We start from the raw sequence: 25,272 nt of genomic DNA on the forward strand, positions 1-25,272 counted from the left end.
CACGATCCGTTGTAAATAAAAAAGACGCCGGAAACCGGCGTCTCATGATCTCAAGGGGCCTGTTGGCCGCCATGTCGCATCAGGGACAGTTTATCCCCGTTTGCGGAGTGTTCTGGTGCCGGTATCAACGAGGTTCTGAGCAGCCTCATCGACGCTTGCGCGCCCGAATGCGAGTGAATCGGCGATCGGCCGCATAACACCGCGATCAAATTCGTTTGCGCCGATCGGTGCGGGTTCCGGGTATGGATCAAGCTTTCCGGAGAGACCTTCAATATAGTCTACCGTCTTGCGCTCAGTCTCGTTGAGGCTCGGCAGTACGGCCTCGCGCACCATCTTGGAAGGTGGCACGCCACGCTCGACACCGAGGACCTTGCCCGCAGCAACGTCATTGACAAAGAAGCTGATGAACTTCGCCGCCTCTTCCGGTTTGGTTGAAGTGGATGAAATAGACCAGATCAGCCCGGGACGGTAATAGTGACCGGTGGGCTTGCCTTCACCTTCGCCTGGCAACATGCCCACCGAAAGCGTCTTCTTGTTCAACTGCTGATAACCGACCAGCTGATTGGAGTAGGCAAATCCGATTGCCGAATTGCCAAGTGTCAGGGAATTGGATTCGATCGTATTGTCATCGCGGGTCTGAATGTCGGCCGAAACGGCGAGACCGGCCTGCCTCAGATCTTCCCAATAGGCGAACCACTCTTTTGCGTCTTCCTTGTTGAACCCGATGGTTCCGTCCTGGAAGAGCAGCTTGCCGCGCTGGCGCAGCCAAACGTCGAAGACGTAGTGGTAGCGTCCACCATAGGGGACGGCCCAGTAATTGCGCCGTGCAGGCGCATTTTTCTTGTAGTCCTTTGCCAGTTCGGCAAGCGCCTTCCAGGTGATTTGTTCCTTTGGAATGGAAACGCCGCCCTCTTTCAGCGTCTCAGCGTCATACATCATGCAAAACGAGTTCAAGCCGAGACCGACGCCATAGAGCTTTCCGTCAATGCGGCAAAGGTCGACTTCTGTCTTGCCGAAACCTGACAGATCAAGCGAGGAACCGACGAACTTGTCGAGCTCCATGCAGGCTCCACGGCCGGAGTAGTCAGCGATCGTCGAGGGCTCGAGCTGGAAAATATCCGCCACATTGCGACCGGCCATAGAGGTTGCAAGTTTAGTCCAGTAGTCGGAGCCGGCGATCATTTCGCCGCTGATCGCCGTCTTAGGATCTGCTTTCTGATAAAGCGAGATCACCTCATTGGTGCGCCGGCTTCGATCGGCCGATCCCCACCAGACACACCGCAACCGGTTTTCCTGGGCCTGCGCATTGAAGGCGCCGACCGTTGCACCAAGCCCCAGGGCCCCTACCCCCATTGCTGCTGTCATCAAAAACTTACGTCTGTCGATAGTTTGCATCTGCTCCTCCCGCGTTTTGCAAAATTTGCATAAATAAGTTATTTCTTGCAAATTTTCTATCATTGCAATATTTGCATCATTATTGCTTCGTTTGCAAGCACAGGAGTCACAATGCCAGACGCCACCGATATCAACCGTCCCCGCCAGGCTGACATTGCCCAGCGCGCGGGTGTTTCGATCAGCACAGTTTCTCGCGTGCTTGCGGGAGAAAAGGGCATAAGCGCCTCTATCCAGACGAAGGTTCTCGGCGTTGCTGCCGAACTCGGATACCCGTTAAGACCGGCAAATTCTGGCGTGGCCATGCCTCTGGATGGCAAACGCATTATCGCCTTCATGTCTGCAGAACGGGCAACGGGCGATATCGGGGCGTTTTACCATGACATCCTCGACACGTTGCGCGGCCTTTCTCAAAGCGAAGGGTTCGAACTCGACATCAAACTGCTGCATCAGGCGCAGATCGACGAAACAATGATGCAGCGCGCCTGTGAGGCCGATGGTCTTCTCGCAATCGGCCTAGATCCCGAAGACGACAAGATCAGCCGTATGGCGCAGGGCGTGTTGCCGACGGTCCTTGTCAATGGTGCGGACCCAGCCATGGCGTTCGACTGCGTCTCTCCCTCCAACTTCTACGGTGGACGACTGGCTGGAACCCACCTGACGGAACTCGGCCATCGCAAGGTCGCCTATATCGGTCCCGACCATCGTCACACGGTGCGGGAGCGAATTCGAGGCTTCCGTCACGCCATCCGCACGACAGAAGGTACGGATTATAACGAAGTACTCCTTTCGACGACTGAGAGCGGCTTTGCGCAGGCTGGCGAAGCCGTCCGCCGGTTACTTGCCGAAAAGCCGGAAATCACCGGCCTTTTCTGCATGAACGATGCGATTGCTCTCGGTGCGCTCGGTGCAGTCCAGGAACTTGGACTGAGCGTTCCCCAGGATATTTCGGTGATCGGTTTCGACGACCTGCCATTTGCGGAGCTCTCTACGCCAAGGCTGACAACCATTCGCGTCGACCGTCGCGAAATTGCCCGTGAAGCAATCGACCTCATGCGACGCCGGCTGCTCGAGCCGTCCGCCAATTCCCGGCAGGTACAGCTCGCTGTGCATCTCGTCGAAGGTCAGACCGCAGATGTTGCGGGAAAGGCAAAAACCGATGACTGATCCCAACATCCGCTTCAACCCACTCCACGGAAATGCCTTGCAAAGCAGAGCCGACGTGAGGAAGGCGCTCGACGATTGCTTTGCACCGCTCCTTCCCTATTTTTCGGACGGAGCCGGGCGCGTGACGCTCAGCGGAACGGCTGCCCATTTCGATCGGGCGGCAGCGGATCTGGAGGGATTTGCACGTCCGTTATGGGGCATTGCGCCACTTGCCATCAGTGGCGACCATTTCGAACATTGGCCGCTTCTTGCCAAGGGCATAGCAAACGGCACCGATCCGAAACACCCGGACTATTGGGGCGATGTCCGCCAAAAGGACCAGCGGCTCGTAGAGCTTGCCGCAATCGGATTTGCGCTTCGACTTGCACCACAACACCTCTGGGAACCGTTATCCGATGCGCAAAAAGCAAATGTCAGCCATTATTTGCTGACGGCGCGCGAGCGGACCTATGCCGACAACAATTGGAAGTTTTTCCGGATCATGGTCGATATGGCGCTCGACCACCTCGGCATTGCGTTCAATCGCGACCTCACGGAGACGTTCCAGGCTGAGCTCGACGGCTTCTATATTGACGATGGCTGGTACCGGGACGGAAACTACCGCAGGATCGATCACTACATTGCATTCGCCATGCATTTCTACGGTCTGATTTATGCAAAGCTCTGCAAACCGGATGATGTCTACGGACAACGGTACAGGGAGCGGGCACGCCTTTTTGCCGGTGACTTTGCGCAATGGTTCGATGAAGACGGCGGTACGCTCGCCTTCGGTCGCTCGATGACCTATCGTTTCGCCTGCGGCGGTTTCTGGGCAGGTCTGGCCTTTGCCGATGAGGAGGCGCTCCCCTGGGGCAAGATAAAAGGTCAATATCTGCGACACTTGCGCTGGTGGGCGCAAAAACCGGTCGCCGATCGCGATGGCGTGCTTTCGATAGGATACGGCTATCCGCAACTTACCATGTCAGAAAGCTATAATTCTGCCGGCTCACCCTACTGGGCCTTCAAGGCGTTCCTGCCGCTTGCGTTGCCCGAGCATCACCCATTCTGGCAGGCGAAGGAGGAACCTATCGAGCGATCGCAAAAAGTGACGCCGCTTCTCCACCCCGGCATGGTGACGATGCGCTCGAACGGTACTGTCACGGCATTGAGCTGCGGCCAGGAAAACCTGATGATGCGTGGCGGGCCGGAGAAATATGCCAAATTTGCATACTCCTCCCGATATGGCTTCGGCGTGGAAGTTGACGAGCGGGGGTTCAAGACCAACGGCTTCGACAACATGCTCGCCTTTTCGGACGACGGTTTGCACTACAGGGTCAGAGAAACCAATGAAACTGCGGTCCTTGCGCAGACAAACTTGCGCGCGACATGGCGGCCCTATCCCGACGTTTCTGTTGAGACGACGCTTGTTCCAGCAGGCGATTGGCACATCCGGCTGCACAGGATCGTTTCCGAGCGACCTCTCTGGGTGACGGAAGGCGGATTTGCGATCGAACGCAACGATGGCGACCGCGATCCTTCGGTTGAGGCGACAGGGCGGGCAACAGCAGATTGCGGTTCGGACCTCTCGGCAATTGTCGATCTCGGCTCGACGATCGAAAGACAAGGCGTTGCCTTGAAAGCGCTGCCGAACACCAACCTCATTCACGCAAAAACCACGGTCCCGCAGTTGCGGGGAAAAATCCCGGCCGGGGAAAGTTTCCTAGCCTGCGCAGTCTTTGCCGCGAAAAAGGACACACAGAACGGTGACGCTTTGCCAGACGCCCCTGATCTTCCGGATTTGGAAGCGTTGGACAGGGTGTTTTCGCAAGACGGCAGAACCGTGAGCGCGATCGCCGTCATCGGGGATGGCACATGACGAAGAGGCTTGCCCGCCTGAGCTTTGCGATGGCTCCAGAAAGAACCAGACACGTCCTGGCGCCGGCGACTGTCGAGCGGCTTGCCCGGTCGGTGGATATTCTTGGGCACGCCGCCGTTACCGATTTCCACGATCCGAGATACCGGGCACAGCTTGAACAAACCGAAATCCTGCTGACCGGGTGGGGATGTCCGCAAATCGGTGAGCATGAATTGTCACTGATGCCCAACCTCAAGATGATTTCGCACGCAGCCGGGACAGTCAAATATTTCCTGTCACCGGTCGTATTCAGACACGGCATTATCGTCTCGAGTGCCGCCGAGGCCAATGCACAGCCTGTTGCAGAGTTTTCACTTGCGATGATCCTGCTTGCCGGAAAACGTGTGTTCAGCTTCCGGCGGATTTATGCGGACGATCGGGGACGGGAAAACGTCGACAGGCTGCAGTCGGAGGCTATCGGTAATCTCGGGCTGACGGTTGGGATCATCGGCGCGTCACGCATCGGGCGGCGCGTTTTGAAGTTGCTTCAGCCGTTTGATTTCGACTGCATTCTTTTTGATCCCTTCCTCACAGACAAGGACGCAAACGCCCTTGGTGCACGTCTGGTCACGCTCGACGAGTTGATGGCGACAAGCGACGTAATCTCGCTGCACGCCCCATCTCTTCCGCAGACACGCCACATGATCGGCAAAGCCATGTTGTCCCTGATGAAGGACGGCGCAACGCTGATAAACACGGCACGCGGCGCACTGGTGGATGACGACGCATTGCTGAGCGAACTTCAGAAAGGCCGTATCGAGGCCGTGATCGACGTAACAGACCCGGAGGTACCGCCGCGTTCGTCGCCCTTTTATAGCCTTCCGAATGTCTTCCTGACGCCCCATATTGCCGGCGCTGTCGGGCTTGAGCGGGCGCGCCTCGGCGAAATGGCGGTTGACGAGATCGAACGCTACTGTCGCGGAGAGGCGCTTGCGCAACAAATCCAGATCGAACATCTCGAGATGATTGCATGAGACCGTTCGAACCCGGCCTTTGCTCCGTTACCTTCCGCTCGATGGAGCCGCAAAAACTAATCGGCCTCGCAGCTGCAAACGGTCTTTCGGCGATTGAGTGGGGTGGCGACATCCATGTGCCTCCGGGCGACCTTGTCAAAGCGAGGGCGGTCGGCGCTCAGACGGCGGACGCAGGCCTTCGGGTATCGTCTTACGGTTCTTATCTTTTCGCGCCAGATTTCGAGTTTGCAGACGTCGACGCCGTACTCGACACGGCTGAGGCATTGAACACCCGTCACATTCGTGTCTGGGCGGGCAGCCGCAAACGCCCTTCTGCCGACTATCGCCCGAATGAACGAGAGGCTGCGACAACGGCCCTCGCAAAGATCTCTGAGAGCGCCGCCAAACGTGGCATGACGATTGGCCTCGAATACCATCCGAATTCGCTGACGGATAATCTGGTATCGTCGCTGCAACTGGCAAACGATCTGCCGTTCGACAATCTCTTTTTCTACTGGCAGCCCGCTCCCGGATTGCCCCTTGAAGAGGCATTAAAGGAGATTGCGGCGCTCGGATCACGTGTTTGCCATCTCCATGTCTTCGCGTGGCTTGCCGACGCAAGCAGGCTTGCCCTTTGCGAACATGAAAACTACTGGCGCGCCTGCATCGAAGCGATGCCTCAAAGCACCTGGCAATCGGCGGCTTATACCATGCTCGAATTCGTGAAAGGCGACGATCTCGCTCAATTCGAGCAGGATGTCGCAACGCTCAAGGCAATTCTTGGGCGATCCTGAGAGCACCGTCAACGCGCCAGGGTCGAACGGAGCGAAGACGCAACGCGGATCAACGCCGCGTTGCGCGTAACGAAGGGTATCAGGTCAGGCTGGCGAGGAAGCGATCGATACCGGCCTGCGCACACTGGCTATCCTGCGCGGGTGTACCGGAACTTAGCCCAATGCCGCCGACAACGTCGCCGTCCACAATCACGGGGAGACCACCGGCCACGACGAGAAGCCTTCCCCCAATTGCCGAATTGATGCCGTAAGCGGGCTGGCCGGGCTGACTTACCGTCCCGTAGCTTTCTGTCGATCTCTTAGCGCCGGCTGCGGTGTAGGCCTTGTCCTGCGCAATGATGCTGCTCGTAAGCTTGCCGCCATCCATGCGTTCGAATGCAATCAACTGACCGGATTCGTCGGTGACGGCAACGCACATCGGGACGCCGATCTCCTCGGCTTTTGCCACCGCACCCGCAATGAGGACGCGTGCATCCGCCAGACTAAGGCGCTTGATGGTCAGCATGAATTTCTCCTTGGTTCAAATGAAACGTCATTGGAGGGTTCAGGTTACAGGGACCGTCATGCCACGAATATTGGAGATAATGGAGATTGATTTGTTCAAATTCGGAAAGCATCAGCCGTCGCAGCGCTCTAATGTGGCGAGGCGTAGGCCATCGGTTTGCGACGCCGCGTCATGGTAACAGATCTTCATCTATCCACGTTCGGCTCCGACATCCGCGCTCTTGCGAGTGCGTCTGCCTGATCGTTGCCATCAAGGCCGGAATGCCCTTTGCACCACTCTATGACGATCTCAGGGTTCGAAAGGAGGAGCCTGTCCACCTCCTGCCATAGCTCTTTGTCGGGTATCGCCCGTTTGCGCACACGGCTGTTTGCGTTGATACGCTTCCATCCATTGCCTCGCCAGATAGAGCGCCAGCGTTGACATCCCTCGACAACATGACGGGAGTCCGTCCGAATGACAGCACCCGTTTTCTGAGCCTTGTCGTCCAGCCACGTTAGGGCTTTCAATACGGCCAGCACTTCGAAGCCATTGTTGGCGATGCCGGTCTCCGCTCCACTGTCAGAGTGGATTTCCTGGCCGTTTCGATAAACGACGAACGCCCAACCGCCCGATAAGGTGGCAGGTTTGCAGGAACCGTCGGCAAAGATAACGAAAGGGTCGGTCATCGAGGACGTTTTAGCGCACATATCAAGCCGCGCAATCGTCTGCGATCATGAATGCGACAAACCTCGATCGGAAACCTCGCGCCCGCGACCGCGCAGAAGCAGCGCAAGGCAATTTCCCATCGGTGGCCGGCAAGGTCCAGCCACCGAAATCTTTGCCTCAAGATCGTGAACGCTGCCATTCGTCAAAATGACGTGGCATTTGCGCTCAGATGCGCCGCCCATCTGCTCCGAACAGATGGGTCTGCGACAGATCAAAGGCAAAAGGTATCGTCTCGCCGATACGGATCTGCCTTTGGCCATCCAGGAGAACGGTTGCAGGCTGACCGTCCGGTGTGTTGGTGTAAATCACCGTAGAACCGCCAAGGTGTTCGACAAGCTGGATCGAAGCGTCACCGAGCGAAGCCGAATGCGACTGCGGGTTCACATGTTCCGGGCGCACGCCAAATGTCAGCGGCTCGTTCTCCTGTGCCATCACCGGTTTCTCGAGGGTGATACGCTGCCCGGCAACCTCGATCGTGCGATGTGAGCTGTCACCATTAGAAAGTCTGGCGGAGAGGAAGTTCATCTTGGGCGACCCGATGAAGCCTGCGACGAACTTGTTGGCGGGGTTGTTGTAGAGATCGAGCGGCCGTCCAACCTGCATGATCTTGCCGTCACGCAACACGACAATCTTGTCTGCCATTGTCATGGCCTCGACCTGATCGTGCGTGACGTAGATCATCGTGCTGCCGAGAGCCTGGTGAAGCTTGGCAATCTCGACACGCATCTGGACGCGCAGCTCGGCATCGAGGTTGGAGAGCGGTTCGTCGAACAGGAAGATCTTAGGCTCTCGCACGATCGCCCGGCCGATCGCCACACGCTGACGCTGGCCGCCCGAGAGCGCCTTTGGTTTGCGCTGCAGAAGCGGCCCGATCTGCAGAATATCTGCGGCCTTGTTCACGCGCTCTTCGATTTCAGCCTTCTTGTAACCGGCCGTTTCGAGACCGAAGGCAAGGTTCTTGTAGACACTCATATGCGGATATAGCGCATAGGATTGGAACACCATCGCGATACCGCGCTTGGAGGCGGCGGTCTCGTTGACACGTGTCCCATCGATTTTGAGGTCCCCGCCAGAAATTTCCTCCAATCCGGCGATCATGCGCAGAAGCGTGGATTTGCCGCATCCGGACGGTCCGACAAAGACAGTAAATTCGCCCGGTTCGATCTGCAGATCGATACCGTGTACGACAGTCAGTGCGCCGTAGCGCTTGACGATTTTCTCAAGAGTGATGCTGCTTGCCATGCTGTTCCTCCCGTCCCGCGTTCAAGGCCGCCAGGTGACGTATTTCGGATGGCCCTGGCCGATCGGCAAGGCAACATCACTATTGGTATCGTTGGAATGATAGACCGCCGCCAGAAGCTCCAGCGAACGATGAGCGTCAGCGCTGGTGACCGGCGGTTTTTCGCCCGTTTCCAACGCCTGATAAAAGGCCTCCATCTGCCCGTTGAAACGTCTGCCGACCGCGGGCATTTCTGAAAGCAGCGCATCGATCTTTTTCCCGACCTCTTCGTTGGCCGGAACGATGCGCCATGGTCCATCGCCCGGCGAATAGGGCGAGTGATTGCTTTCAAACGTCACGTTCTCAAATGCGAGATGCAGACGGCTCTCCTCCTCCTGCGCCCCAAGCGTTGCAGTTGCCGAGACAACGGCACCGCTCTGCATGAGAAGGCTTGCAGAGACGCAATCTTCGACCTCGATCGCATTGACCCGTGTGGTCGTGCGCGCAAATACCCGCGAGACTGGCCCCATGAGATAGGTCAGCATGTCATGAAGGTGGATGGCGTGGGTCATCATCACGCCGCCCAGCTCGGTGGCCCAGCGGCCCCGCCACGGGTTGTCGTAATAGTCTGCGCCACGGTTCCAGAAGGTCTCGGCTGTTGCAACGTAAGCCTTGCCGGCCAGACCGCTTTCGACGATGCGGCGAACTTGCTGTACACCCTCTCCATAACGGTACTGGAAGATCGGCATCAGAACCCCGCTTGACTTTTCCTCTGCGGCCATCACCTCATCGACCTCGGCGAGTGAGCCGGTCAACGGTTTTTCGCAGACGACATTTTTTCCTGCTGCAAGAGCCTGCAGGATCAGTCGCGTATGCGTCGCCGGTGGCGTGCAGATATCGACGATATCGACATCCTCCATCGCCATGATCTCGTCTGAGGAGAGCGTGCGGCGCGGCACGGAAAACTCATCTGCGACCGCGTTCAGGCGTTTTTCATCGAGATCGCATAGCGCAACCAGATCGAACTTGTCAGCGTGGGGTTGATACCCTTCGACAATATGCGACTTGCCGATGCCGCAGCCGATAACGGCAACCTTGTAACGTTTAGCCACGATAGGTTCCCTCCGCCATCTGCTGTGCCTTGAGTGCGACTTCCATGGCTGCAAAGCAGCGCGCCTGCGGCATCGCAGTCTCGGTGCGATTACGGATATCATGGAGAAGCTGGCCGCCATAGGGCAACTCGACGTTCGAGCAATCGATGTGCTGAACGCCCTTCTTGTCGGTGAGGAAGAGGTGATTACCACCATCTCGCCCGGCAACGTCGATGTTCTTGCGGATCTCTATTGCACCTTCCGTTCCCGTGATGAAGAGACGCCCGTCCCCCCAACTCGGCAAGCCCTCCGGCGTAAACCAGTCGACGCGAATAAAGCCGTCGGCATCGGCGGTCGACAAATGGATGTCCCCGCTGTCCTGCAAGCCTGGCCATTCCGGGTGAGCGCGGTTGGAAACGGTTGCTGACCGAATTTCGACGCTCTCGGCACCGGTGAAGAACAGGAACTGCTCGCACTGATGTGAGGCGATATCGACGAGAATGCCGCCATACCGTTCGCGTTTGAAGAACCATTCAGGCCGGGTTGGCGCACGCAGGCGGTGCGGACCGAAGCCTGCTGTCGAGACGACCTTTCCGATCGCTCCTGCGGCAACGAGTTCGCCTGCCTTCACGGTGGCACGATTTTCGAAATGTTCTGAATAAAGGATCGAGAAAATACGCCCGGTTTCTGCCTGGACGCGCCGCACATTGGCAAGTTCGTCCATCGTGACCATACCAGGCTTGTCGACCATCACATCTTTGCCCGCCCGCATGGCCGCAATCGCAATCCCTGCCCTGTCACCTGGAATGGCAGAACTGATGATAAGGTCGATGCTGTCGTCATCCAGGAAACGGCGTGCGTCGTCGGTACGGGGACCGCCGGGGAATTTCTCGCCATAAGCCCGGGCCAGGTCGTCTTCCTCGGCATAAAAGCCGACAAATTCGGCACCCGCATTCAGAAGGCAGTTGGTCTGCCCGTAAATGTGGTCGTGATTGATGCCGATCGTCGCAAATCTTACAGGTTTCATCGGAAATGCCCTGGCCTTTCAGCGTTTCATGCCGGTTGTCGCGATGCCTTCGATCAGCAACCGCTGGAAAAAGAGGAAAAACAGGAAGACCGGCACCAAAGAGAGATTGGACATGGCGAAAAGCGAGGTCCAGTCGGAGCTGCCGGTGGAGTCCACGAAGGATCGCAGACCAAGCTGAACGGTGTAGGTGTTAATGTCGTTCAGATAGATGAGCGGACCGAAGAAATCGTCCCAGGTCCAGATGAAAGAAAAGATGGCTGCCGTTGCAAGGACCGGCATCGACAAGGGCAACATGATCTTCCAGTAGATGCGGAACGGGCTGCAACCATCCATCACGGCAGCTTCGTCCAGTTCACGCGGAATGCCGCGGAAGAACTGCACCATCAGGAAGATGAAAAACGCATCCGTCGCCAGAAATTTCGGCACGATCAGCGGGAGCGATGTGTTCACCCATCCAAGCTCGAGGAACAGGATATATTGCGGGATCAGCACTACATGATAGGGCAGCATCAGCGTGCCGAGCATGAGCGCAAACCAGAAATTTCTCCCTCCGAAGCGCAATCTCGCAAAGGCAAAGGCTGCAAGCGAGCAACCGACAACGTTGCCGATTGTCGCAAAGATCGCAATAAGGGCGGAGTTCCAGAAGAACTGGCCAAAACTGACCTGTAGCCCGGTCCAGCCGCGAATATAGCCACCGATATCGACGGCCGAGGGAATAAGCGACGAGGTACCGAAGAGCTCGTCCTGGGGACGGAACGATCCTGAGATCATCCACAGGATCGGATAGAGCATCGCAAACGACACAATGATCAGGGTCGTGTGCAAGAGCACCGAACGCATCGGGGAACGTTGCGGGCCATCGCCTGGCCGGGGGGCGGTAACAGCATCAGTCATCGTAGTGCACCCAGTATTTCGCGCTGAGGAACGAGAAGGCCGTGAACAGCGAAATGATGATGACGAGGATCCAGGCAAGTGCCGAGGCATACCCCATGCGGAAGAAACCGAAGGCTTCCTGATAAAGATAGAGCGTATAGAACAGTGTCGAGTTGATCGGCCCGCCCGTACCTTCCGAGATGATGAAGGCAGGCGTAAATGCCTTGAAAGCGTCGATCGTCTGGATCACGGCGTTGAAAAAGATCACCGGTGTCAGAAGCGGCAGTGTAATCCGGAAGAACTGTCTTACCTTGCTTGCACCGTCGATCTCGGCTGCTTCATACATATCTTGCGGCACTTGGCGCAGACCCGCCAGGAAGATGATCATTGGCGAGCCGAACTGCCAGACCGACAGGATGACCAGCGTATAGATCGAATAGTCGGGGTTGGAAATCCAGCTCGGGCCTTCGTAACCGAATAGCTGCCAAAGAAGCATGTTGACGAGCCCGTCAGAGGCAAAGAGCTGGCGCCAGAGGACCGCGATCGCAACCGATGAACCGAGGAGCGATGGCAGATAGAAGATGGCCCGGTAGAGCGTCAGTCCCTTGATGCCACGATTGAATGCGAGCGCCAAAAGAAGCGCGAAGATCAGCTTCAGCGGAACCGAAAGCAGGACATAGGTGAAGGTCACCTTCATCGCGGCTGCGAATTTCGGATCATCGGTGGCAATTCGGACGTAATTGGCTGCCCCAACCCAATCGGGCGATTGCAGCAGGTCGTAATTGGTGAACGACAGATAGAGCGAGGCCAGCGCCGGACCGAGAGTCAGGCCAAAGAACCCGATCAGCCAGGGCAGGAGAAACAGGTAGGCGTGAATGTTACGGTCGAAAATTCGACGCGCGCCTCCCCGTTTCGGGAGAGCCGCAGCGCGGCTCTCCTCTACGAGAGTTTCAGATCGAAAGGCCATATATCACTTCCGTTTGATAACGGTTTCGGATTCCTTGACGAGCTTGTCGCCACCCTGCTCCGGCGAAATCTTGCCGAAACCGACTTCTTCAGCCGTCCGTTTCAGGACGAAGGCAAATTCCCCTGCGCCTGGAGGAGGAGCTGGCGGCAGGTTGCCGACGCCAGGGGTAATTTCTGCGATGTACTCAACCATGCTCTTGCTGACGTCATCGAGTTTCGCTGTCAGCTGGTTGCGCATGGATTCGGAGGCTGGAACGCCACGCTCGACCCCAAGGATATCGATGCCCTCGGGTTCGGCGACGAGGAAATTGATGAAACCGATTGCCTGTTCGATGCCAGCGCTACCATTGGCAACACTGATGAGCATCGACGGCTTCAGATAGTGACCCGACGGCGCATCTTTCGAAACCTTCGGATATGATGTCATGGCAAGCTTCGACTTGTTGAGTGCCTGGTATCCAACGAACTGGTTGGAGTGGGCGAACGCTGTGGCAGCCTTGCCGGTCGTCAGCGCATTGGTTTCAATGTTGAGCTGATCGAGCGCCTGGATATCGGCTGGAACACAAGCCTTGCTCTTGCGAAGATCCGCCCACATGGTGAACCACTTCGTCGCATCCGCTGTATCGAAGCCTATACCACCGTCTTCGGTGTAGAGAGCCTTGCCTCCCTGCCGCAGCCAGTTTTCAAAGCTCGGCTCGACACCACTGGCATCTGCGGTCGCATAATAATTGGGTTTCGGCTTCTTCTCGGCGAATTTTGCACCGTTTTCGGCAAACTCTTCCCATGTCTGACCGATCGTCGGCGGGGTAATGCCCGATTTTTCCCAGGCAACCTTGTCGAAGAAGACGGCACTTGAGTTTACGCCAAGATTGACGCCGTAGAGTTTGCCGTCGACCCGACCGGAATCGATGTTCATCTTGCCGAAGTCGTCGATCTTCAGGCCCTTGCCGATATGGTCGTCAAGTGGCGCCAGCGCACCGCGCCGGGCGTATTCGAAGATGTAGCGATAGTCCATCTGGATAAGATCGGGCGCGTTTCGGCCTGCAACCTGTGTTGCCAGGCGCGGCCAATAATCGCTCCATCCGGCAAACTCGCCAGCGATTTCGAGATCGGGCTTGACCTGCTTGTAGGCGGCGATTGCCTTGTTGGTACGATCGGCGCGTTCCTGCGATCCCCACCACAACATACGCAGGCGGGCGGCCTGCGCTGACGCGGAACCTCCCCCCAATGTTGCGAGTGAAAGGGCCGCAAGCCCGGCCGAAAGCACAGTACGCCTCTGAAGCATCACGGACATTGGCAACTCCTCCCTATTGACTGCCAAATTAATGATGAGAGCAAACGACACTTGCCGTTTTATAACTAATTGGTTACATGGGAACACCGATCGTTAGCATTGTCAAGCGGGTGCTGAAGTGGAAAAAACAGAGAAAACCATCCCGAACGAACCGGCATCGGAAGAAACGCCTGCGGCAAAGCGCAAACGTGCCGTCACGCAGACCAGAAACCCGGAGCGAACCCGGGCAGCCATTCTCGAGGCAGCCCGTCGCGAGGTCGCAGCGAAGGGTCTGGCTGGCGCGCGAATCGATGTCGTGGCTCGCCGCGCCGGAACCAACAAGCGAATGATCTATCACTATTTCGGTGACAAGGACGCACTCTATCTCGCTGTTCTGGAAGACGCTTACCGCCACATCCGCCATGCTGAGCGACGCCTCGATCTGACACGCAAGGCGCCGAGCGAAGGCCTGCGGGAACTGGCGCTTTTCACATGGCACTATTATCTCGATCACCCGGAATTCCTGAGTATCCTCGCCACAGAAAACCTCAACAGAGCGCGCTATCTCAGGCAATCTCAGGCAATTGCCGAGATGCACTCGAACTTTATCTCCGAACTGGAGGACGTGCTTCGCCGTGGCAGGGAGACCGGCGAATTCCGCACGGGGCTCGATCCAGTCGATGTCTATCTGACCATAGCGTCACTCGGTTTCTTCTATCTGTCCAACCGCTTCACGCTCTCCACGATCTTTCAGCGTGACCTCGGCGCCCCGGCTGAGCTCGAAAGATGGGGTCAACATATCGTCGACACCGTGCTTGCTGCACTGCGTCCAACTTGATCGTTGCGCAGCAAATTCCCCTTTCAGGCCAAGGGGAAGAGAGCGTGTGCGGTTGCGAAGGACATCAGGATTTCTCCCATAACGTTTAGTTGGCGGTGCTGGAAACGGCTCCGCCTTTTTTCATTTTTGCGCGTAAATGCGCCTTGACAGATCGCCCCCATCGCGATCACAAATAACCAAATGGTTACAAATATCCGTTTTGGGAAAAACCGCAGCCAGCGGTAGGCGAGCTGTCTTGGGAGGACAATTCATGAAACGTATCGGCGTCATCATGCACGGGATCACCGGCCGCATGGGCTACAATCAGCATCTCGTGCGCTCAGTACTGGCCATTCGTGACCAGGGTGGCGTGACACTGAAGAGCGGCGAAAAGGTCATGCTCGACCCGATTCTCGTTGGTCGAAACGCAGAAAAGATAGAGGAAATCGCCAAGCGGCATAACGTTGCCCGCTGGACAACAGATATCGACGCAGCACTTGCCAATCCGGAGGATACGCTGTTCTTCGATGCCGGAACCACACAAATGCGCGGTAGCCTTCTGGAAAAGGCCATCAAGGCCGGCAAGAACGTCTATTGCGAAAAGCCAATCTCCGACACGATGGAGGAAGCGATCGCCATCGCAAAACTGGCAGAGAGTGCCGGGATCAAGCATGGCGTTGTCCAGGACAAGCTGTTTCTGCCGGGACTTCGCAAGCTCGCCATGCTGCGCGATAGCGGCTTCTTCGGGAAGATCCTCTCGGTGCGCGGAGAATTCGGCTACTGGGTTTTCGAGGGTGACTGGCAGCCAGCGCAACGCCCCTCCTGGAATTATCGCCTGAAGGATGGCGGCGGTATCATTCTCGACATGCTGTGCCATTGGCGCTACGTGCTCGACAATCTCTTCGGAAAGGTTCAGTCGGTCAGTTGCCTTGGCGCAACCCACATTCCCCAGCGCTTCGATGAGCAAGGCCGTCCTTATGCGGCAGACGCAGATGATGCGGCCTATGCCACATTCGAGCTGGAAGGCGGCGTGATTGCCCATATCAACTCATCCTGGGCAGTGCGCGTGCGCCGTGACGATCTCGTGACCTTCCAGGTCGACGGCACCCACGGTTCGGCAGTGGCGGGCTTGACGAAATGCTGGACGCAACATCGTACAAACACGCCGAAGCCCGTCTGGAACCCAGACCAGCCACAGACAATCGATTTCTACAAGACCTGGCAGGAGGTTCCTGACAACGTCGTCTACGACAACGGCTTCAAGGCGCAGTGGGGAATGTTCATTCGCCACATCGTCGACAACGAACCCTGGCCTTATGGCCTGATGGAAGGCGTGAAGGGCGTGCAGCTTGCCGAACTCGGGATCAGGTCGTGGAAGGAGCGTCGCTGGCTCGACGTTCCGGAAATCGTCTGAGGAGATCGAACATGAGCGAACTCCAGCTTCCCAACGAAGATCGTACGATCGGTCTATACAAACTCTCCGGCACTCCCATTGCTCTTGAGAAGCGGGATGCAGCCGATTTCAATCGTGTCGCCTTCGCCGCCGCTCACGTGGTGGCGGACCCCTTCGCCGACAATGACCCATGGCTGACGCCCGCCATCGATTGGGATGCCACCTTGCGTTTTCGTCACCGGCTCTGGGACCTTGGGCTTGGCGTTGCAGAAGCAATGGATACAGCACAGCGTGGCATGGGCCTGGCGTGGCCGCAGGCTCAGGAGCTGATTTCCCGAGCGCTTAAGGAAGCCGCGACCAGAAAAGATGCGCTGATCGCCTGCGGCGTCGGAACCGACCATCTCAGCGGCACGGATTACAGCCTCAACCAGATTGTTGACGCTTATCTGGAACAGCTTGATTTCGTTCAAGGACAAGGCGGTCGCGTTATCCTTATGGCAAGCCGCGCTCTTGCCGCCGCCGCCCGCTCACCGGACGACTATCTGGAAACGTATTCGCGCGTACTAGCGAAGTCTGACGACAAGGTCGTGATCCATTGGCTCGGTGAAATGTTCGATCCAGCCCTTGAGGGATACTGGGGCTCGGCCGACCACATGACGGCCATGGATACTTGCCTAGCGATGATCGAAGGCAATGCCAGCAAGATCGATGGGATCAAGATTTCGCTTTTGTCGAAGGAGAAGGAAATCGTCATGCGCCGCCGCCTGCCGGAAGGTGTGCGGATGTATACGGGTGACGACTTCAATTATGCCGAACTGATCGCGGGCGATGACCAGGGCCATTCGGATGCACTGCTTGGCATATTTGACGCGATTGCACCGGCGGCCTCAAAGGCGCTTGCGAGCCTGAAGCGCGGGGCAGATAACGAGTTCTTCGACATTCTCGAACCGACGGTCGCGCTTTCGCGGCACATCTTCAAGGCGCCGACGCGTTTTTACAAGACGGGCGTCGTCTTCCTGGCCTACCTCAATGGCCTGCAGGATCACTTCACCATGGTCGGAGGGCAGGAAAGCACCCGTTCCACGCAACATTTCGCCGAACTCTTCCGGCTGGCTGACAAGGCGAATGTCCTCTCGGACCCGGATGAAGCCACCCACCGCATGAAGGCGTTTCTCGCCGTGAGGGGTATCCATTGAAATGGCCGCTCCCTACATCTTAAGAGCTGTCGACGCCGAAGTTCTCGAACGCGGTGTGACAATGCGTATGCCGTTTCGTTTCGGGGCTGCGACCGTCACCGAGGCACGGCAGATCTTTCTGCGCCTAACCGTTGAAGACCACACCGGTCGGACAGCGAACGGCTACGCCGCCGAGTTGATGGTACCGAAGTGGTTCGACAAGAACCCGGCTCTGAGCAACACCGACAATGAGCGTCAGTTACGGCGCTCACTCGAAATTGCGGTTTCACTTGCGCTTGCGGCAAAGGCCGCAAGCGCATTTTCCATTCATGCCGAGTTGGAACCACAACAGCACCAGAACGCTGCAGAAGAGGGCTTGAACGGCCTCATCGCATCTTTCGGGCTCGCCCTGGTCGACCGTGCGATCCTGGACGGGCTCTGCCGTCTGACCGCCCTACCGGTTGCCGACGCGGTGCGCCAGAACCTGCCCGGCATCGATACCAGCACTACGCCTGATCTTGACGGCTTCGATGTCGGTTTCTTTCTCCGCGACCTGTCGCCAAAACCAACGATCATGTTGCGTCACACGGTGGGCTACATCGACGCTCTGACACGGGGCGAAGTCAAAACACCACCGAGAAATGACGGTTTGCCTGAGTGCCTTGAAGACGAAATCCGGGCCTATGGGCCACGATACTTCAAGCTGAAGGTCTCCGGCAGGCCACAGGACGACGTGGAGCGGCTATCGGCCATTGCGTCTGTCCTCGACACGCTCCCCGATTATCAGGCAACCCTCGACGGCAATGAGCAGTTTGAGAATGAAGATGCCTTGATCGACCTCATCGATCGCATTGAGGCATCGCCGTCGCTCACGCGTCTACGCCAGTCTCTGTTATTCGTGGAGCAGCCCTTTGCCCGTGCGAGCGCTCTTTCCGTGCCCGTCAGCAGAGTTGCACGTCGAATATCAGTCGAAATCGACGAGTCCGACGGTACCAAAGACGCATTTCTCGAGGCGAAAAAGCAGGGTTATCGCGGTGTTTCGTCCAAGTCCTGCAAGGGTATCTATCGCTCCATCCTGAACAGAATGCGGGTCGATGCCTGGAACGAGGAAAAGGATGGCGGCTTCTTCATGTCGGCAGAAGACCTGACAACCCAGGCCGGCATCGCGCTCCAGCAGGATCTCGCGCTCGCATCGATCATCGGTCTGACGCATATCGAACGCAATGGCCATCATTACGTGGACGGCATGCAGGGTGCCTCACCTGAAGAAGGCCGGATATGGGTGTCAGCGCACAGCGACCTCTATCGCGAAGAAAAGGGCCGCCCGAGGCTTCAGATCCGCAACGGAGAAATTTCGCTCGAGACTACGCTGCGGGCACCCGGCCTCGGCATCAACGATGCTGCGGCTCTTGCCACGTTCAAAACACTTCAGGAAAAACGGGAGGATGCCGCATGAGCCTGGAAGGTCTTTCGATCAATTTCGCTACCGTCCGCCAGGGCGGTTCATTCGGTGCCATCGTGGACGCTTGCCTTGCGCACGGGATTACGGCCATCTCTCCGTGGCGTGAACATGTTCATGGCGTCGGTCTTTCTGAAGCAGCCCGCATCGTTGCAGAAAACGGACTGCGCCTGAGCGGTCATTGCCGCGGCGGCTTTTTTCCGGCACCGGATGCGGAAGGGCGTCGCAAGGCGATCGATGACAACAAACGCGCAGTAGACGAGGCTGCCGCCATGAAGGCCGACTGCCTGGTCCTCGTTGTTGGCGGTTTGCCTGCCGGCTCACGCGACATCAAGGGGGCACGGCAAATGGTGGAAGACGGGATGACCGAGCTTTTGCCTTATGCTCGAGCGGCAGGTGTCCCGCTTGCGATTGAACCGCTCCACCCATTTTACGCAGCAGAGCGGGCCTGTTTCAACACGCTCAAACAATCGCTGGATCTTTGCGACAGACTTGGCGCCGGAACAGGGGTTGCCATCGATGTCTACCATGTCTGGTGGGATCCCGAGCTTGAGGCTCAGGTAGCGCGCGCCGGGCGCAACGGACAGATCCTTGCGCATCACATCTGCGACTGGCTGGTGCCAACGACCGATCCCCTTAATGACCGCGGCATGATGGGCGACGGCGTCATTAATCTGAAGGCGTTTCGTACCATGATCGAGGCGGCCGGGTTCTTTGGACCACAGGAGGTCGAGATCTTCTCGCATCGCTGGCAGGCACGGCCCATGGACGAGGTCCTTTCAACCTGTGTCGAGCGTTTCAAAACCGTGTGTTGATTTTGGTCCGGGAGAGCTAAAAGCCCGAGAGGATCAAACAACGCTGACACTACACATCGCACACGTTCACGCGCCCAACACATGCCAATGACGGCTGCATTGCGGTTACGTCACCGCCCCCAAAATCGCATTGCCTCCGGCCCGTCTGCATTGTGACGAGGCCGGAGGGATACGATCGAGAGTTTTATTCAGCGGCTATTGCAGCCTTGCCGCTATTGAGCGCAATCAAACGATTGGCTCGCTCGAGGCTTTGCGGCTGCTCGGAACGGTAACGCCGCCCGATCTCCATCATCAGTACGGTTTGCGGCAGGAAGGTCAGCTCCGAAAAGATATCGTCCCAGTCGATATCGCCCCAGCCAAGCGGCATATGCAGATCGCCGATCCCGAGCGCTGTGTTTTCCTGCGGATGATAGGCCGTATAAAACCCCTGCGGACGCCCGAATGAATCATGGACATGCAAGTGACCGGCCACGGGCGCCATGGCGCGAAGCTGGTCACGGAAATCCAGCCCGCGATAAGTGGACTCGATGTAGGCGTGGCTGAAGTCGATGAGCGCGACAAGGTTCGGATGATTGATGGTCCGAACGGTCTCTGCGACCTCTGCAGGCGTTTGACGATATTGACCGGGCTGCGTCGAGAAGATGTTTTCCAGCGCAACACGAACACCATGTTCTTTGGAAAACTCGGCCAGCTCGACGAGCGCGTCACGCTCACGTTTGTCGGCATCGGCACGCTCGGCAATCTGGTCAGGACGCAGTGCACCCCCATGCTGGACGAGAATGCCGGCTCCGATGCGTTCACAAAGCACTGCGAGCGCTTTTGCTGCATCGAGCTGATAACGGCAGGTCACAGGATCCATGAAATTGGAAGAGACAAGGCCGTGTACCGTGTATCGGAAGTCGAACTGCTTGACGAGTTTGACGAAGCGCTCGGCGCGCTCTTCGATGATACGGCCGCCCGCCACGATATCGAGACTTGTCACGCCGATCTCAACGGTGTCGCAGCCGATATCTGCAAGCGCCCTCAGATCGCTTTCAAGTGTTGCCAGTTCACCGTCGTCCGAACCAGCGTTGAAGCCGGTGCCAATTAGATTGCTCATCTTCGTTTTCTCCAGGTGTAGGACTATGCTGTTTCGGTAAGCGTGGCGCGCAAACAGAGTGCGAGATCCGGACTGTCGCTGGTCAAGTGACCGATGCCGCGTTGCAGCCAGTCGCGGATCAGACCCTCGTCGTTCAGCGTCCAGACGCAGAGACGCGACAGCGGCAGTTTCGCTGTGATGTTCGACCATTCCTCGTCCATGAGCTCATGGTGTATTGCAACGATATCGACGAGGCTCTCAACTGTGTCGATAAAGCTCGAAAGGCCACCCTGTCTTTGAGCCCAGTCACGGTTGACGGAAACAAGCCGGGCGATACCCGGGGCTTCAAGACGGCAGTCTTCCAGGATCGATGTGTCGAAGGAGGTCAGGTGGCAACGACCGCCAACTTTGAACCTCTCAATCTCTGCAGCGACTTTTGCGGCAATCCCTGGATAGGGTTTTCCCACTTCATCCACCTTGATCTCGACATGCAGATCTTTTCCTGAAGGCGCGAGAACCTCGAGCACCTCCGATAATGTTGGAACAACGTCCTGACTATCCTTGAGGCGGGTGGCAATGCGATCTTCTGGAGAAAGCAGGCGGACAGCTCCCTGCCCTTCGGTTGTCCGGTCCAGGGTCGCATCATGGATCACGATCAACTCGCCTGCATCGGTCAAATGGACATCAAACTCGATCGCGTCGACGTCAAGTGAAAGAACGTTTCTGAAGCCGGTCAGGCCATTTTCGGGCCAGAGATTGCGGGCGCCACGGTGGCCGGTGATTTTTGTCATGGGCATATCCTGATCAGGTTGAGGTCAGCGAAGTGTTGGGTCGAGTTTGTCGCGCAACCAGTCGCCCACAAGCGAAATCGAAAGCGTCGTGACCATGATGACAAAGGCGGGAGCCAGCATGATCCATGGCGCGCGGGTGAGATATTCACGGCCAAAGCCGACCATGTTGCCGAGGCTTGTCTCCGGCGGCTGAACGCCAAGGCCAAGGAACGACAGGCCGCTTTCCATGAGGATGATTTCGGGAAACGTCAGTGTCATGGATACGATCAGGGTCGAAGCGACGTTGGGCAGGATATGCTTGAGGTAGACGCGCGACGGCGTTGCTCCAAGCTGCACGACGGCTGCGGCGTAACCTTGTGCACTGGCAGAAATCGCCAGACCACGCGCAATACGGGCGTATCTCTCCCAACCGTAAAATCCCATCAGGCAAATCAGGAGAGGCATGGACGATCCAAAGAAGGCGAGTACCGCAAGCGACATGATGAGAAACGGCAAGGCTGCCTGAAAATCGGCCAGCACGAGCACGAAGTGCTCCACCGTTCCGCGGAACTTGGCCGCCAGGAAACCGAGCGTCGTTCCGAAAACTGCGGATATGATCGTTGCGCCGAATGCAATCACCAAAGAGACACGGATCGACTGGATCAGGCGCGAAAGGACATCCCGTCCAAGCTCGTCTGTGCCAAGCAAATGCGGAAACGTGCCCGGCATGGCAAGACGGGCCCGAAGGTCCATGGCCGTAATCCCATAAGGACGAAGCTGATCGGCAAAAATCGCCACCAGAACCATGAGGCCAAGCCAGAAGAAACCGAAGCCAACGGAGAACGGCAGTTTACGAAGGCCTTTTCCGATCCGCACGAGCATATGGTTTTCGGATTTGGTGGGAAGTGAAGTGTCTGCAACCGTCATGATCACACTCCTCAATGGCCGGACTGGCTGCGAAGCCGGGGATCGAGCCAGCCATAAAGCAGGTCGACGACGAGGTTGGAGATGACCATTGCAGCGGCAATGACAAGCAGGATGCATTGCACGACCGCCAGATCGCGGTTGGTGACCGACACGACCAGAAGCCTGCCGATGCCTGGCCAGGAAAAGATGGATTCCACCACCACGGCACCTGCAATCAGGGAGCCGACCATAAAGCCGACAATGGTGACAATCGGTACGGCCGCATTCGGCAGCGCATGGGTCCAGACCACATCATTCCACTTCAACCCTTTTGCGGAGGCCGTCCGGATGAATGGCTGGCTCATGACTTCAATCATTGCTGAGCGGGAGAACCGGGCAAGAATACCGATACCACCAATGCTCATGGTCAAAGTCGGCAGGATACCGTGCTGCCAGGTGTCCTGTCCGCCCGATGGAAGAAGACCAAGCGTGATTGAGAAGATCAGCACCAGCAACAGTCCCATGACAAAAGACGGGATTGTGAAACCGAGAATGGCGCCAAAGATCACGCCGCGGTCGATTACGCTCTGACGATGCAGGGCGGCATAGACGCCAGCCGGAATACCGATGACCAGTTTCAGAAGCAGCGCTGGTATTGTCAGTTGCAGGGTTGCCGGAATGCGTTCGACGACGAGGTGAATGGCGGATGCCTTGTCGCGCATCGACACACCGAAATCACCGGTAAAGATCGATTTCATGTAAGCGAGGTATTGCACCCAGAGCGGCTGATCGAGCCCCCACGCGGCGCGAAAAGCCCGCAAGGATTCCTCGGGCACATCGGGCCCGAGCATAACCTGCGCTGGATCGCCGGACATGCGCAACACAATGAAAGCGAATGTCAGCACGGCAAGTATGGTCACAAATGCGCGCAACAGGCGGATAAGAACATAACGTATCATCGTCTCTATTCCTCAGGCAGCAACGGCAAGTGCCGGCACCAGATGACATGCAGCCGTGCGTCCCGGCGCGATCGCGCGAAGCTCCGGCACCGTATTGCGGCACTGCGCAGTTGCCATCGGACAACGGGGATGGAACGCACAGCCCGTTGGCCTGCTCGCCGGATTTGGCGGTTCGCCTTGCAGGATCACACGCCCTTCGAGCGGTCTGCCGGGAACCGGAACACTCGACACCAGCGCTTTGGTATAAGGATGCTGGGGTGTCCGGAAAATCACGTCGGAGGATGCTTCTTCGACAATACGGCCGAGATACATCACGGCGACACGGTCAGCGATATTGCGAACGACCTTGAGATCGTGGCTGATGAAGACCATCGCGATATCGTGATGTTCCTGTAGATCGCGCAACATGTTGACGACCTGTGCCTGGATGGAGACATCGAGCGCTGAAACTGGTTCATCACAAACAAGAAGCCTGGGACGCGACGCCAGTGCACGGGCGATGACGGCTCGCTGGCGCTGGCCTCCTGAAAGTTCATGGGGATAGCGCCCTGCCTGATCGGCACGCAGACCGACCGCACTCATAAGCTCGCTAACGCGTGAAGCAACGTGCTCTTTCGGAACAAGAGAATGGATCTCCAGAGGCTCGCCGATCTGCGCAGCGATCGTCAGGCGCCGGTCGAGGGCCGAAAGCGGGTCCTGGTAGACGAGCTGCATTTTTGCACGCAGCTTGCGCCATTGCGGCGTGCCGAAAGCTGGCATCGACTGTCCCTCAAAAGAGACGTTTCCCCCCTGTGGCGCGTCAATTCCAAGCAACATCCGACCGAGTGTCGATTTTCCAGATCCGCTTTCACCGACAATCCCGAGTGTTTCACCGGGACGAACCGAGAGCGACACGCCGTCGACTGCCCGCACGGGTGTCTGTTTTCCAAAGACGCCACGCCGCACCTGATAGGTTCTGACCAGATCCCGTGCTTCAATCAGATTTGCCATGTCAGAACGCTCCTTCAAGGACCGGGCTCCGGCTCATTTTTGGCGTTGAACCGAGCGGCCGAAGGCAGGCAATTCTGCGGCCATCGGACGCCGCCGATATTTCCGGCCTTTGTGTTCGACAGGCATCGACGACATTCGAACAGCGGGGCGAAAACGCGCACCCTTCCGGCAGGTGCCGTGGATCGGGGACGGTTCCGGGAATGGGAACAAGGCGCTTGCGTTCACCATCGAGGCTGGGAAGTGCATCGAAAAGACCACGGGTGTAGGGATGGCGTGGGTTGGCAAACAAGGCGGAAATTTCGCCCTGTTCAACGACGCGACCCGCATACATCACGAGTGCACGCTCACAGACCTGCGCAACGGCGCCAAGGTCGTGGCTGATGAACACCGTCGCCATGCCGGTTTCGCGGCGAAGTTCAATAAGAAGGTCGAGGATCTGCGCCTGAATGGTTGCATCGAGCGCAGTCGTCGGCTCATCGGCAATCAGGAGATCAGGTTCGCCGGCTAGCGCCATGGCGATCATCAGACGCTGACACTGGCCGCCGGAGAATTCATGCGGAAAAAGGTCGATACGACGACGTGCATCGGGAATTCCGACCATATCCAGCAAACGCAACGCTTCAGCTTTGAGCGCTTCGCCCCTCAAGCCGCGATGAAGAGACAGCGCCTCGGTGATCTGGCGCCCGATGCGAATGACAGGATTGAGCGACGAAGACGGATCCTGGAAAATCATGGCGATCTTACCGCCACGTACGGCCTCAAGTGCGGCGCGCGGTTGTCCAACAAGCTCGCGACCTTCGACGCTCACCGAACCGGTAACGCTCGCCTTACCGGGCAAAAGACCAAGAGCTGCAAGCCAGGTGACGGACTTGCCACAGCCTGATTCACCGACGAGACCAATCGCCTCGCCGCGTTTCACATCGAGATCGATGCCATGCAACACCTGAACGCCATCGAAGGAAACCTTGAGGTTACGCAACTCCACAAGATTGGACGTCATCGCGCTCACCTTTCCTATTGTTAGGAATGTTCAAACCGTCTTTAGAAACGG

The 25,272-nt window shown here is 57.4% G+C and carries 24 protein-coding genes; 9 read left to right on the top strand and 15 right to left on the bottom strand.

Features of this window, described 5'->3' with window-relative positions:
* Nucleotides 1-90 precede the first annotated feature (90 nt).
* On the bottom strand, nt 91-1,395 hold the full coding sequence (locus HWX89_RS22765; RefSeq protein WP_138792590.1) for an ABC transporter substrate-binding protein: 1,305 nt from the start codon (nt 1,393-1,395) through the stop codon (nt 91-93).
* 111 nt (nt 1,396-1,506) lie between these two features.
* Between HWX89_RS22765 and HWX89_RS22770 the strand changes: the two genes are divergently transcribed.
* The 4 genes from HWX89_RS22770 to HWX89_RS22785 are packed head-to-tail and all read left to right on the top strand — an operon-like array spanning nt 1,507 to nt 6,200.
* Complete coding sequence (locus HWX89_RS22770) at nt 1,507-2,559, top strand: LacI family DNA-binding transcriptional regulator (RefSeq protein WP_138792591.1); 1,053 nt, start codon at nt 1,507-1,509, stop codon at nt 2,557-2,559.
* Nucleotides 2,552-4,414, top strand: coding sequence for a DUF2264 domain-containing protein (locus tag HWX89_RS22775; RefSeq protein ID WP_178340902.1), 1,863 nt, complete (start codon nt 2,552-2,554; stop codon nt 4,412-4,414). Before HWX89_RS22770 ends, HWX89_RS22775 begins: the two co-directional genes overlap by 8 nt.
* Nucleotides 4,411-5,427: a hydroxyacid dehydrogenase gene (locus HWX89_RS22780; protein WP_138792593.1), complete on the top strand. Its 1,017-nt coding sequence runs from the start codon at nt 4,411-4,413 to the stop codon at nt 5,425-5,427. The genes HWX89_RS22775 and HWX89_RS22780 overlap by 4 nt, the downstream gene beginning before the upstream one ends.
* The gene (locus HWX89_RS22785) at nt 5,424-6,200 is read left to right on the top strand and encodes a sugar phosphate isomerase/epimerase family protein (RefSeq protein WP_138792594.1); all 777 of its coding nucleotides are present in this window, start codon (nt 5,424-5,426) and stop codon (nt 6,198-6,200) included. Before HWX89_RS22780 ends, HWX89_RS22785 begins: the two co-directional genes overlap by 4 nt.
* A 79-nt stretch (nt 6,201-6,279) precedes the next feature.
* On the opposite strand, the gene HWX89_RS22790 is transcribed toward HWX89_RS22785, so the two are convergent.
* From HWX89_RS22790 to HWX89_RS22825, 8 genes are all read right to left on the bottom strand, one after another.
* Nucleotides 6,280-6,705 (bottom strand): GlcG/HbpS family heme-binding protein, encoded by a 426-nt coding sequence (locus HWX89_RS22790; protein ID WP_138792595.1) that lies wholly within the window; start codon nt 6,703-6,705, stop codon nt 6,280-6,282.
* Nucleotides 6,706-6,890: 185 nt separating this feature from the next.
* A complete protein-coding gene (locus HWX89_RS22795; RefSeq protein WP_138792596.1) occupies nt 6,891-7,370 on the bottom strand; it encodes a ribonuclease H family protein in 480 nt (159 codons plus the stop codon).
* Nucleotides 7,371-7,575: 205 nt separating this feature from the next.
* A complete protein-coding gene (locus tag HWX89_RS22800; protein WP_138792597.1) occupies nt 7,576-8,652 on the bottom strand; it encodes an ABC transporter ATP-binding protein in 1,077 nt (358 codons plus the stop codon).
* 21 nt (nt 8,653-8,673) lie between these two features.
* The gene (locus tag HWX89_RS22805) at nt 8,674-9,741 is read right to left on the bottom strand and encodes a Gfo/Idh/MocA family protein (RefSeq protein WP_138792598.1); all 1,068 of its coding nucleotides are present in this window, start codon (nt 9,739-9,741) and stop codon (nt 8,674-8,676) included.
* Nucleotides 9,734-10,747: a Gfo/Idh/MocA family protein gene (locus HWX89_RS22810; RefSeq protein ID WP_138792599.1), complete on the bottom strand. Its 1,014-nt coding sequence runs from the start codon at nt 10,745-10,747 to the stop codon at nt 9,734-9,736. The genes HWX89_RS22805 and HWX89_RS22810 overlap by 8 nt, the downstream gene beginning before the upstream one ends.
* Before the next feature lie 18 nt (nt 10,748-10,765).
* Nucleotides 10,766-11,641 (bottom strand): carbohydrate ABC transporter permease, encoded by an 876-nt coding sequence (locus HWX89_RS22815; protein ID WP_138792600.1) that lies wholly within the window; start codon nt 11,639-11,641, stop codon nt 10,766-10,768.
* A complete protein-coding gene (locus tag HWX89_RS22820) occupies nt 11,634-12,587 on the bottom strand; it encodes a carbohydrate ABC transporter permease (RefSeq protein ID WP_178340904.1) in 954 nt (317 codons plus the stop codon). Before HWX89_RS22820 ends, HWX89_RS22815 begins: the two co-directional genes overlap by 8 nt.
* A gap of 3 nt (nt 12,588-12,590) precedes the next feature.
* On the bottom strand, nt 12,591-13,880 hold the full coding sequence (locus tag HWX89_RS22825) for an ABC transporter substrate-binding protein (protein WP_138792601.1): 1,290 nt from the start codon (nt 13,878-13,880) through the stop codon (nt 12,591-12,593).
* Between the two features lie 118 nt (nt 13,881-13,998).
* On the opposite strand from HWX89_RS22825, the gene HWX89_RS22830 reads away from it, so the two are divergent.
* The 5 genes from HWX89_RS22830 to HWX89_RS22850 all read left to right on the top strand — a co-directional run bounded on the left by HWX89_RS22830 (nt 13,999) and on the right by HWX89_RS22850 (nt 19,518).
* Complete coding sequence (locus HWX89_RS22830; RefSeq protein ID WP_138792602.1) at nt 13,999-14,697, top strand: TetR/AcrR family transcriptional regulator; 699 nt, start codon at nt 13,999-14,001, stop codon at nt 14,695-14,697.
* Nucleotides 14,698-14,947: 250 nt separating this feature from the next.
* Nucleotides 14,948-16,090: a Gfo/Idh/MocA family protein gene (locus HWX89_RS22835; protein ID WP_138792603.1), complete on the top strand. Its 1,143-nt coding sequence runs from the start codon at nt 14,948-14,950 to the stop codon at nt 16,088-16,090.
* 11 nt (nt 16,091-16,101) lie between these two features.
* Nucleotides 16,102-17,265: a dihydrodipicolinate synthase family protein gene (locus HWX89_RS22840; RefSeq protein WP_138792604.1), complete on the top strand. Its 1,164-nt coding sequence runs from the start codon at nt 16,102-16,104 to the stop codon at nt 17,263-17,265.
* 1 nt (nt 17,266) lies between these two features.
* A complete protein-coding gene (locus HWX89_RS22845; protein ID WP_138792605.1) occupies nt 17,267-18,700 on the top strand; it encodes a mandelate racemase in 1,434 nt (477 codons plus the stop codon).
* The gene (locus HWX89_RS22850) at nt 18,697-19,518 is read left to right on the top strand and encodes a sugar phosphate isomerase/epimerase family protein (RefSeq protein WP_138792606.1); all 822 of its coding nucleotides are present in this window, start codon (nt 18,697-18,699) and stop codon (nt 19,516-19,518) included. The genes HWX89_RS22845 and HWX89_RS22850 overlap by 4 nt, the downstream gene beginning before the upstream one ends.
* Nucleotides 19,519-19,702: 184 nt before the next feature.
* Here the strand turns inward: HWX89_RS22850 and HWX89_RS22855 are convergent, their stop codons facing one another.
* Genes HWX89_RS22855 through HWX89_RS22880 form a run of 6 tightly spaced genes read right to left on the bottom strand, consistent with a single transcriptional unit; the run spans nt 19,703 to nt 25,221 of the window.
* On the bottom strand, nt 19,703-20,617 hold the full coding sequence (locus tag HWX89_RS22855) for a TIM barrel protein (RefSeq protein WP_138792607.1): 915 nt from the start codon (nt 20,615-20,617) through the stop codon (nt 19,703-19,705).
* A gap of 23 nt (nt 20,618-20,640) precedes the next feature.
* Nucleotides 20,641-21,387, bottom strand: a complete 747-nt coding sequence (locus HWX89_RS22860; protein ID WP_138792608.1) for a glycerophosphodiester phosphodiesterase family protein — start codon at nt 21,385-21,387, stop codon at nt 20,641-20,643.
* Nucleotides 21,388-21,411: 24 nt separating this feature from the next.
* The gene (locus HWX89_RS22865) at nt 21,412-22,248 is read right to left on the bottom strand and encodes an ABC transporter permease (RefSeq protein WP_246705271.1); all 837 of its coding nucleotides are present in this window, start codon (nt 22,246-22,248) and stop codon (nt 21,412-21,414) included.
* A gap of 56 nt (nt 22,249-22,304) precedes the next feature.
* A complete protein-coding gene (locus tag HWX89_RS22870; RefSeq protein WP_138792610.1) occupies nt 22,305-23,231 on the bottom strand; it encodes an ABC transporter permease in 927 nt (308 codons plus the stop codon).
* A gap of 12 nt (nt 23,232-23,243) precedes the next feature.
* On the bottom strand, nt 23,244-24,221 hold the full coding sequence (locus HWX89_RS22875; protein WP_138792611.1) for an ABC transporter ATP-binding protein: 978 nt from the start codon (nt 24,219-24,221) through the stop codon (nt 23,244-23,246).
* A gap of 1 nt (nt 24,222) precedes the next feature.
* On the bottom strand, nt 24,223-25,221 hold the full coding sequence (locus tag HWX89_RS22880) for an ABC transporter ATP-binding protein (RefSeq protein ID WP_138792612.1): 999 nt from the start codon (nt 25,219-25,221) through the stop codon (nt 24,223-24,225).
* Nucleotides 25,222-25,272 lie beyond the last annotated feature (51 nt).

Origin of the sequence: Rhizobium sp. RM (genome assembly GCF_013390595.1) — a bacterium.
Classification (GTDB): Bacteria; Pseudomonadota; Alphaproteobacteria; order Rhizobiales; family Rhizobiaceae; genus Agrobacterium.

What these genes read in the sequence shown, in the direction of transcription:
- HWX89_RS22855 (WP_138792607.1), bottom strand. Translation starts at nt 20,617, where the DNA reads ATGAGCAATCTAATTGGCACCGGCTTCAACGCTGGTTCGGACGACGGT.
- HWX89_RS22820 (WP_178340904.1), bottom strand. Translation starts at nt 12,587, where the DNA reads ATGGCCTTTCGATCTGAAACTCTCGTAGAGGAGAGCCGCGCTGCGGCT.
- HWX89_RS22860 (WP_138792608.1), bottom strand. Translation starts at nt 21,387, where the DNA reads ATGACAAAAATCACCGGCCACCGTGGCGCCCGCAATCTCTGGCCCGAA.
- HWX89_RS22825 (WP_138792601.1), bottom strand. Translation starts at nt 13,880, where the DNA reads ATGTCCGTGATGCTTCAGAGGCGTACTGTGCTTTCGGCCGGGCTTGCG.
- HWX89_RS22870 (WP_138792610.1), bottom strand. Translation starts at nt 23,231, where the DNA reads ATGATACGTTATGTTCTTATCCGCCTGTTGCGCGCATTTGTGACCATA.
- HWX89_RS22815 (WP_138792600.1), bottom strand. Translation starts at nt 11,641, where the DNA reads ATGACTGATGCTGTTACCGCCCCCCGGCCAGGCGATGGCCCGCAACGT.
- HWX89_RS22835 (WP_138792603.1), top strand. Translation starts at nt 14,948, where the DNA reads ATGAAACGTATCGGCGTCATCATGCACGGGATCACCGGCCGCATGGGC.
- HWX89_RS22850 (WP_138792606.1), top strand. Translation starts at nt 18,697, where the DNA reads ATGAGCCTGGAAGGTCTTTCGATCAATTTCGCTACCGTCCGCCAGGGC.
- HWX89_RS22810 (WP_138792599.1), bottom strand. Translation starts at nt 10,747, where the DNA reads ATGAAACCTGTAAGATTTGCGACGATCGGCATCAATCACGACCACATT.
- HWX89_RS22785 (WP_138792594.1), top strand. Translation starts at nt 5,424, where the DNA reads ATGAGACCGTTCGAACCCGGCCTTTGCTCCGTTACCTTCCGCTCGATG.
- HWX89_RS22865 (WP_246705271.1), bottom strand. Translation starts at nt 22,248, where the DNA reads ATGCTCGTGCGGATCGGAAAAGGCCTTCGTAAACTGCCGTTCTCCGTT.
- HWX89_RS22880 (WP_138792612.1), bottom strand. Translation starts at nt 25,221, where the DNA reads ATGACGTCCAATCTTGTGGAGTTGCGTAACCTCAAGGTTTCCTTCGAT.
- HWX89_RS22780 (WP_138792593.1), top strand. Translation starts at nt 4,411, where the DNA reads ATGACGAAGAGGCTTGCCCGCCTGAGCTTTGCGATGGCTCCAGAAAGA.
- HWX89_RS22875 (WP_138792611.1), bottom strand. Translation starts at nt 24,221, where the DNA reads ATGGCAAATCTGATTGAAGCACGGGATCTGGTCAGAACCTATCAGGTG.
- HWX89_RS22765 (WP_138792590.1), bottom strand. Translation starts at nt 1,395, where the DNA reads ATGCAAACTATCGACAGACGTAAGTTTTTGATGACAGCAGCAATGGGG.
- HWX89_RS22800 (WP_138792597.1), bottom strand. Translation starts at nt 8,652, where the DNA reads ATGGCAAGCAGCATCACTCTTGAGAAAATCGTCAAGCGCTACGGCGCA.
- HWX89_RS22775 (WP_178340902.1), top strand. Translation starts at nt 2,552, where the DNA reads ATGACTGATCCCAACATCCGCTTCAACCCACTCCACGGAAATGCCTTG.
- HWX89_RS22795 (WP_138792596.1), bottom strand. Translation starts at nt 7,370, where the DNA reads ATGACCGACCCTTTCGTTATCTTTGCCGACGGTTCCTGCAAACCTGCC.
- HWX89_RS22845 (WP_138792605.1), top strand. Translation starts at nt 17,267, where the DNA reads ATGGCCGCTCCCTACATCTTAAGAGCTGTCGACGCCGAAGTTCTCGAA.
- HWX89_RS22770 (WP_138792591.1), top strand. Translation starts at nt 1,507, where the DNA reads ATGCCAGACGCCACCGATATCAACCGTCCCCGCCAGGCTGACATTGCC.
- HWX89_RS22840 (WP_138792604.1), top strand. Translation starts at nt 16,102, where the DNA reads ATGAGCGAACTCCAGCTTCCCAACGAAGATCGTACGATCGGTCTATAC.
- HWX89_RS22790 (WP_138792595.1), bottom strand. Translation starts at nt 6,705, where the DNA reads ATGCTGACCATCAAGCGCCTTAGTCTGGCGGATGCACGCGTCCTCATT.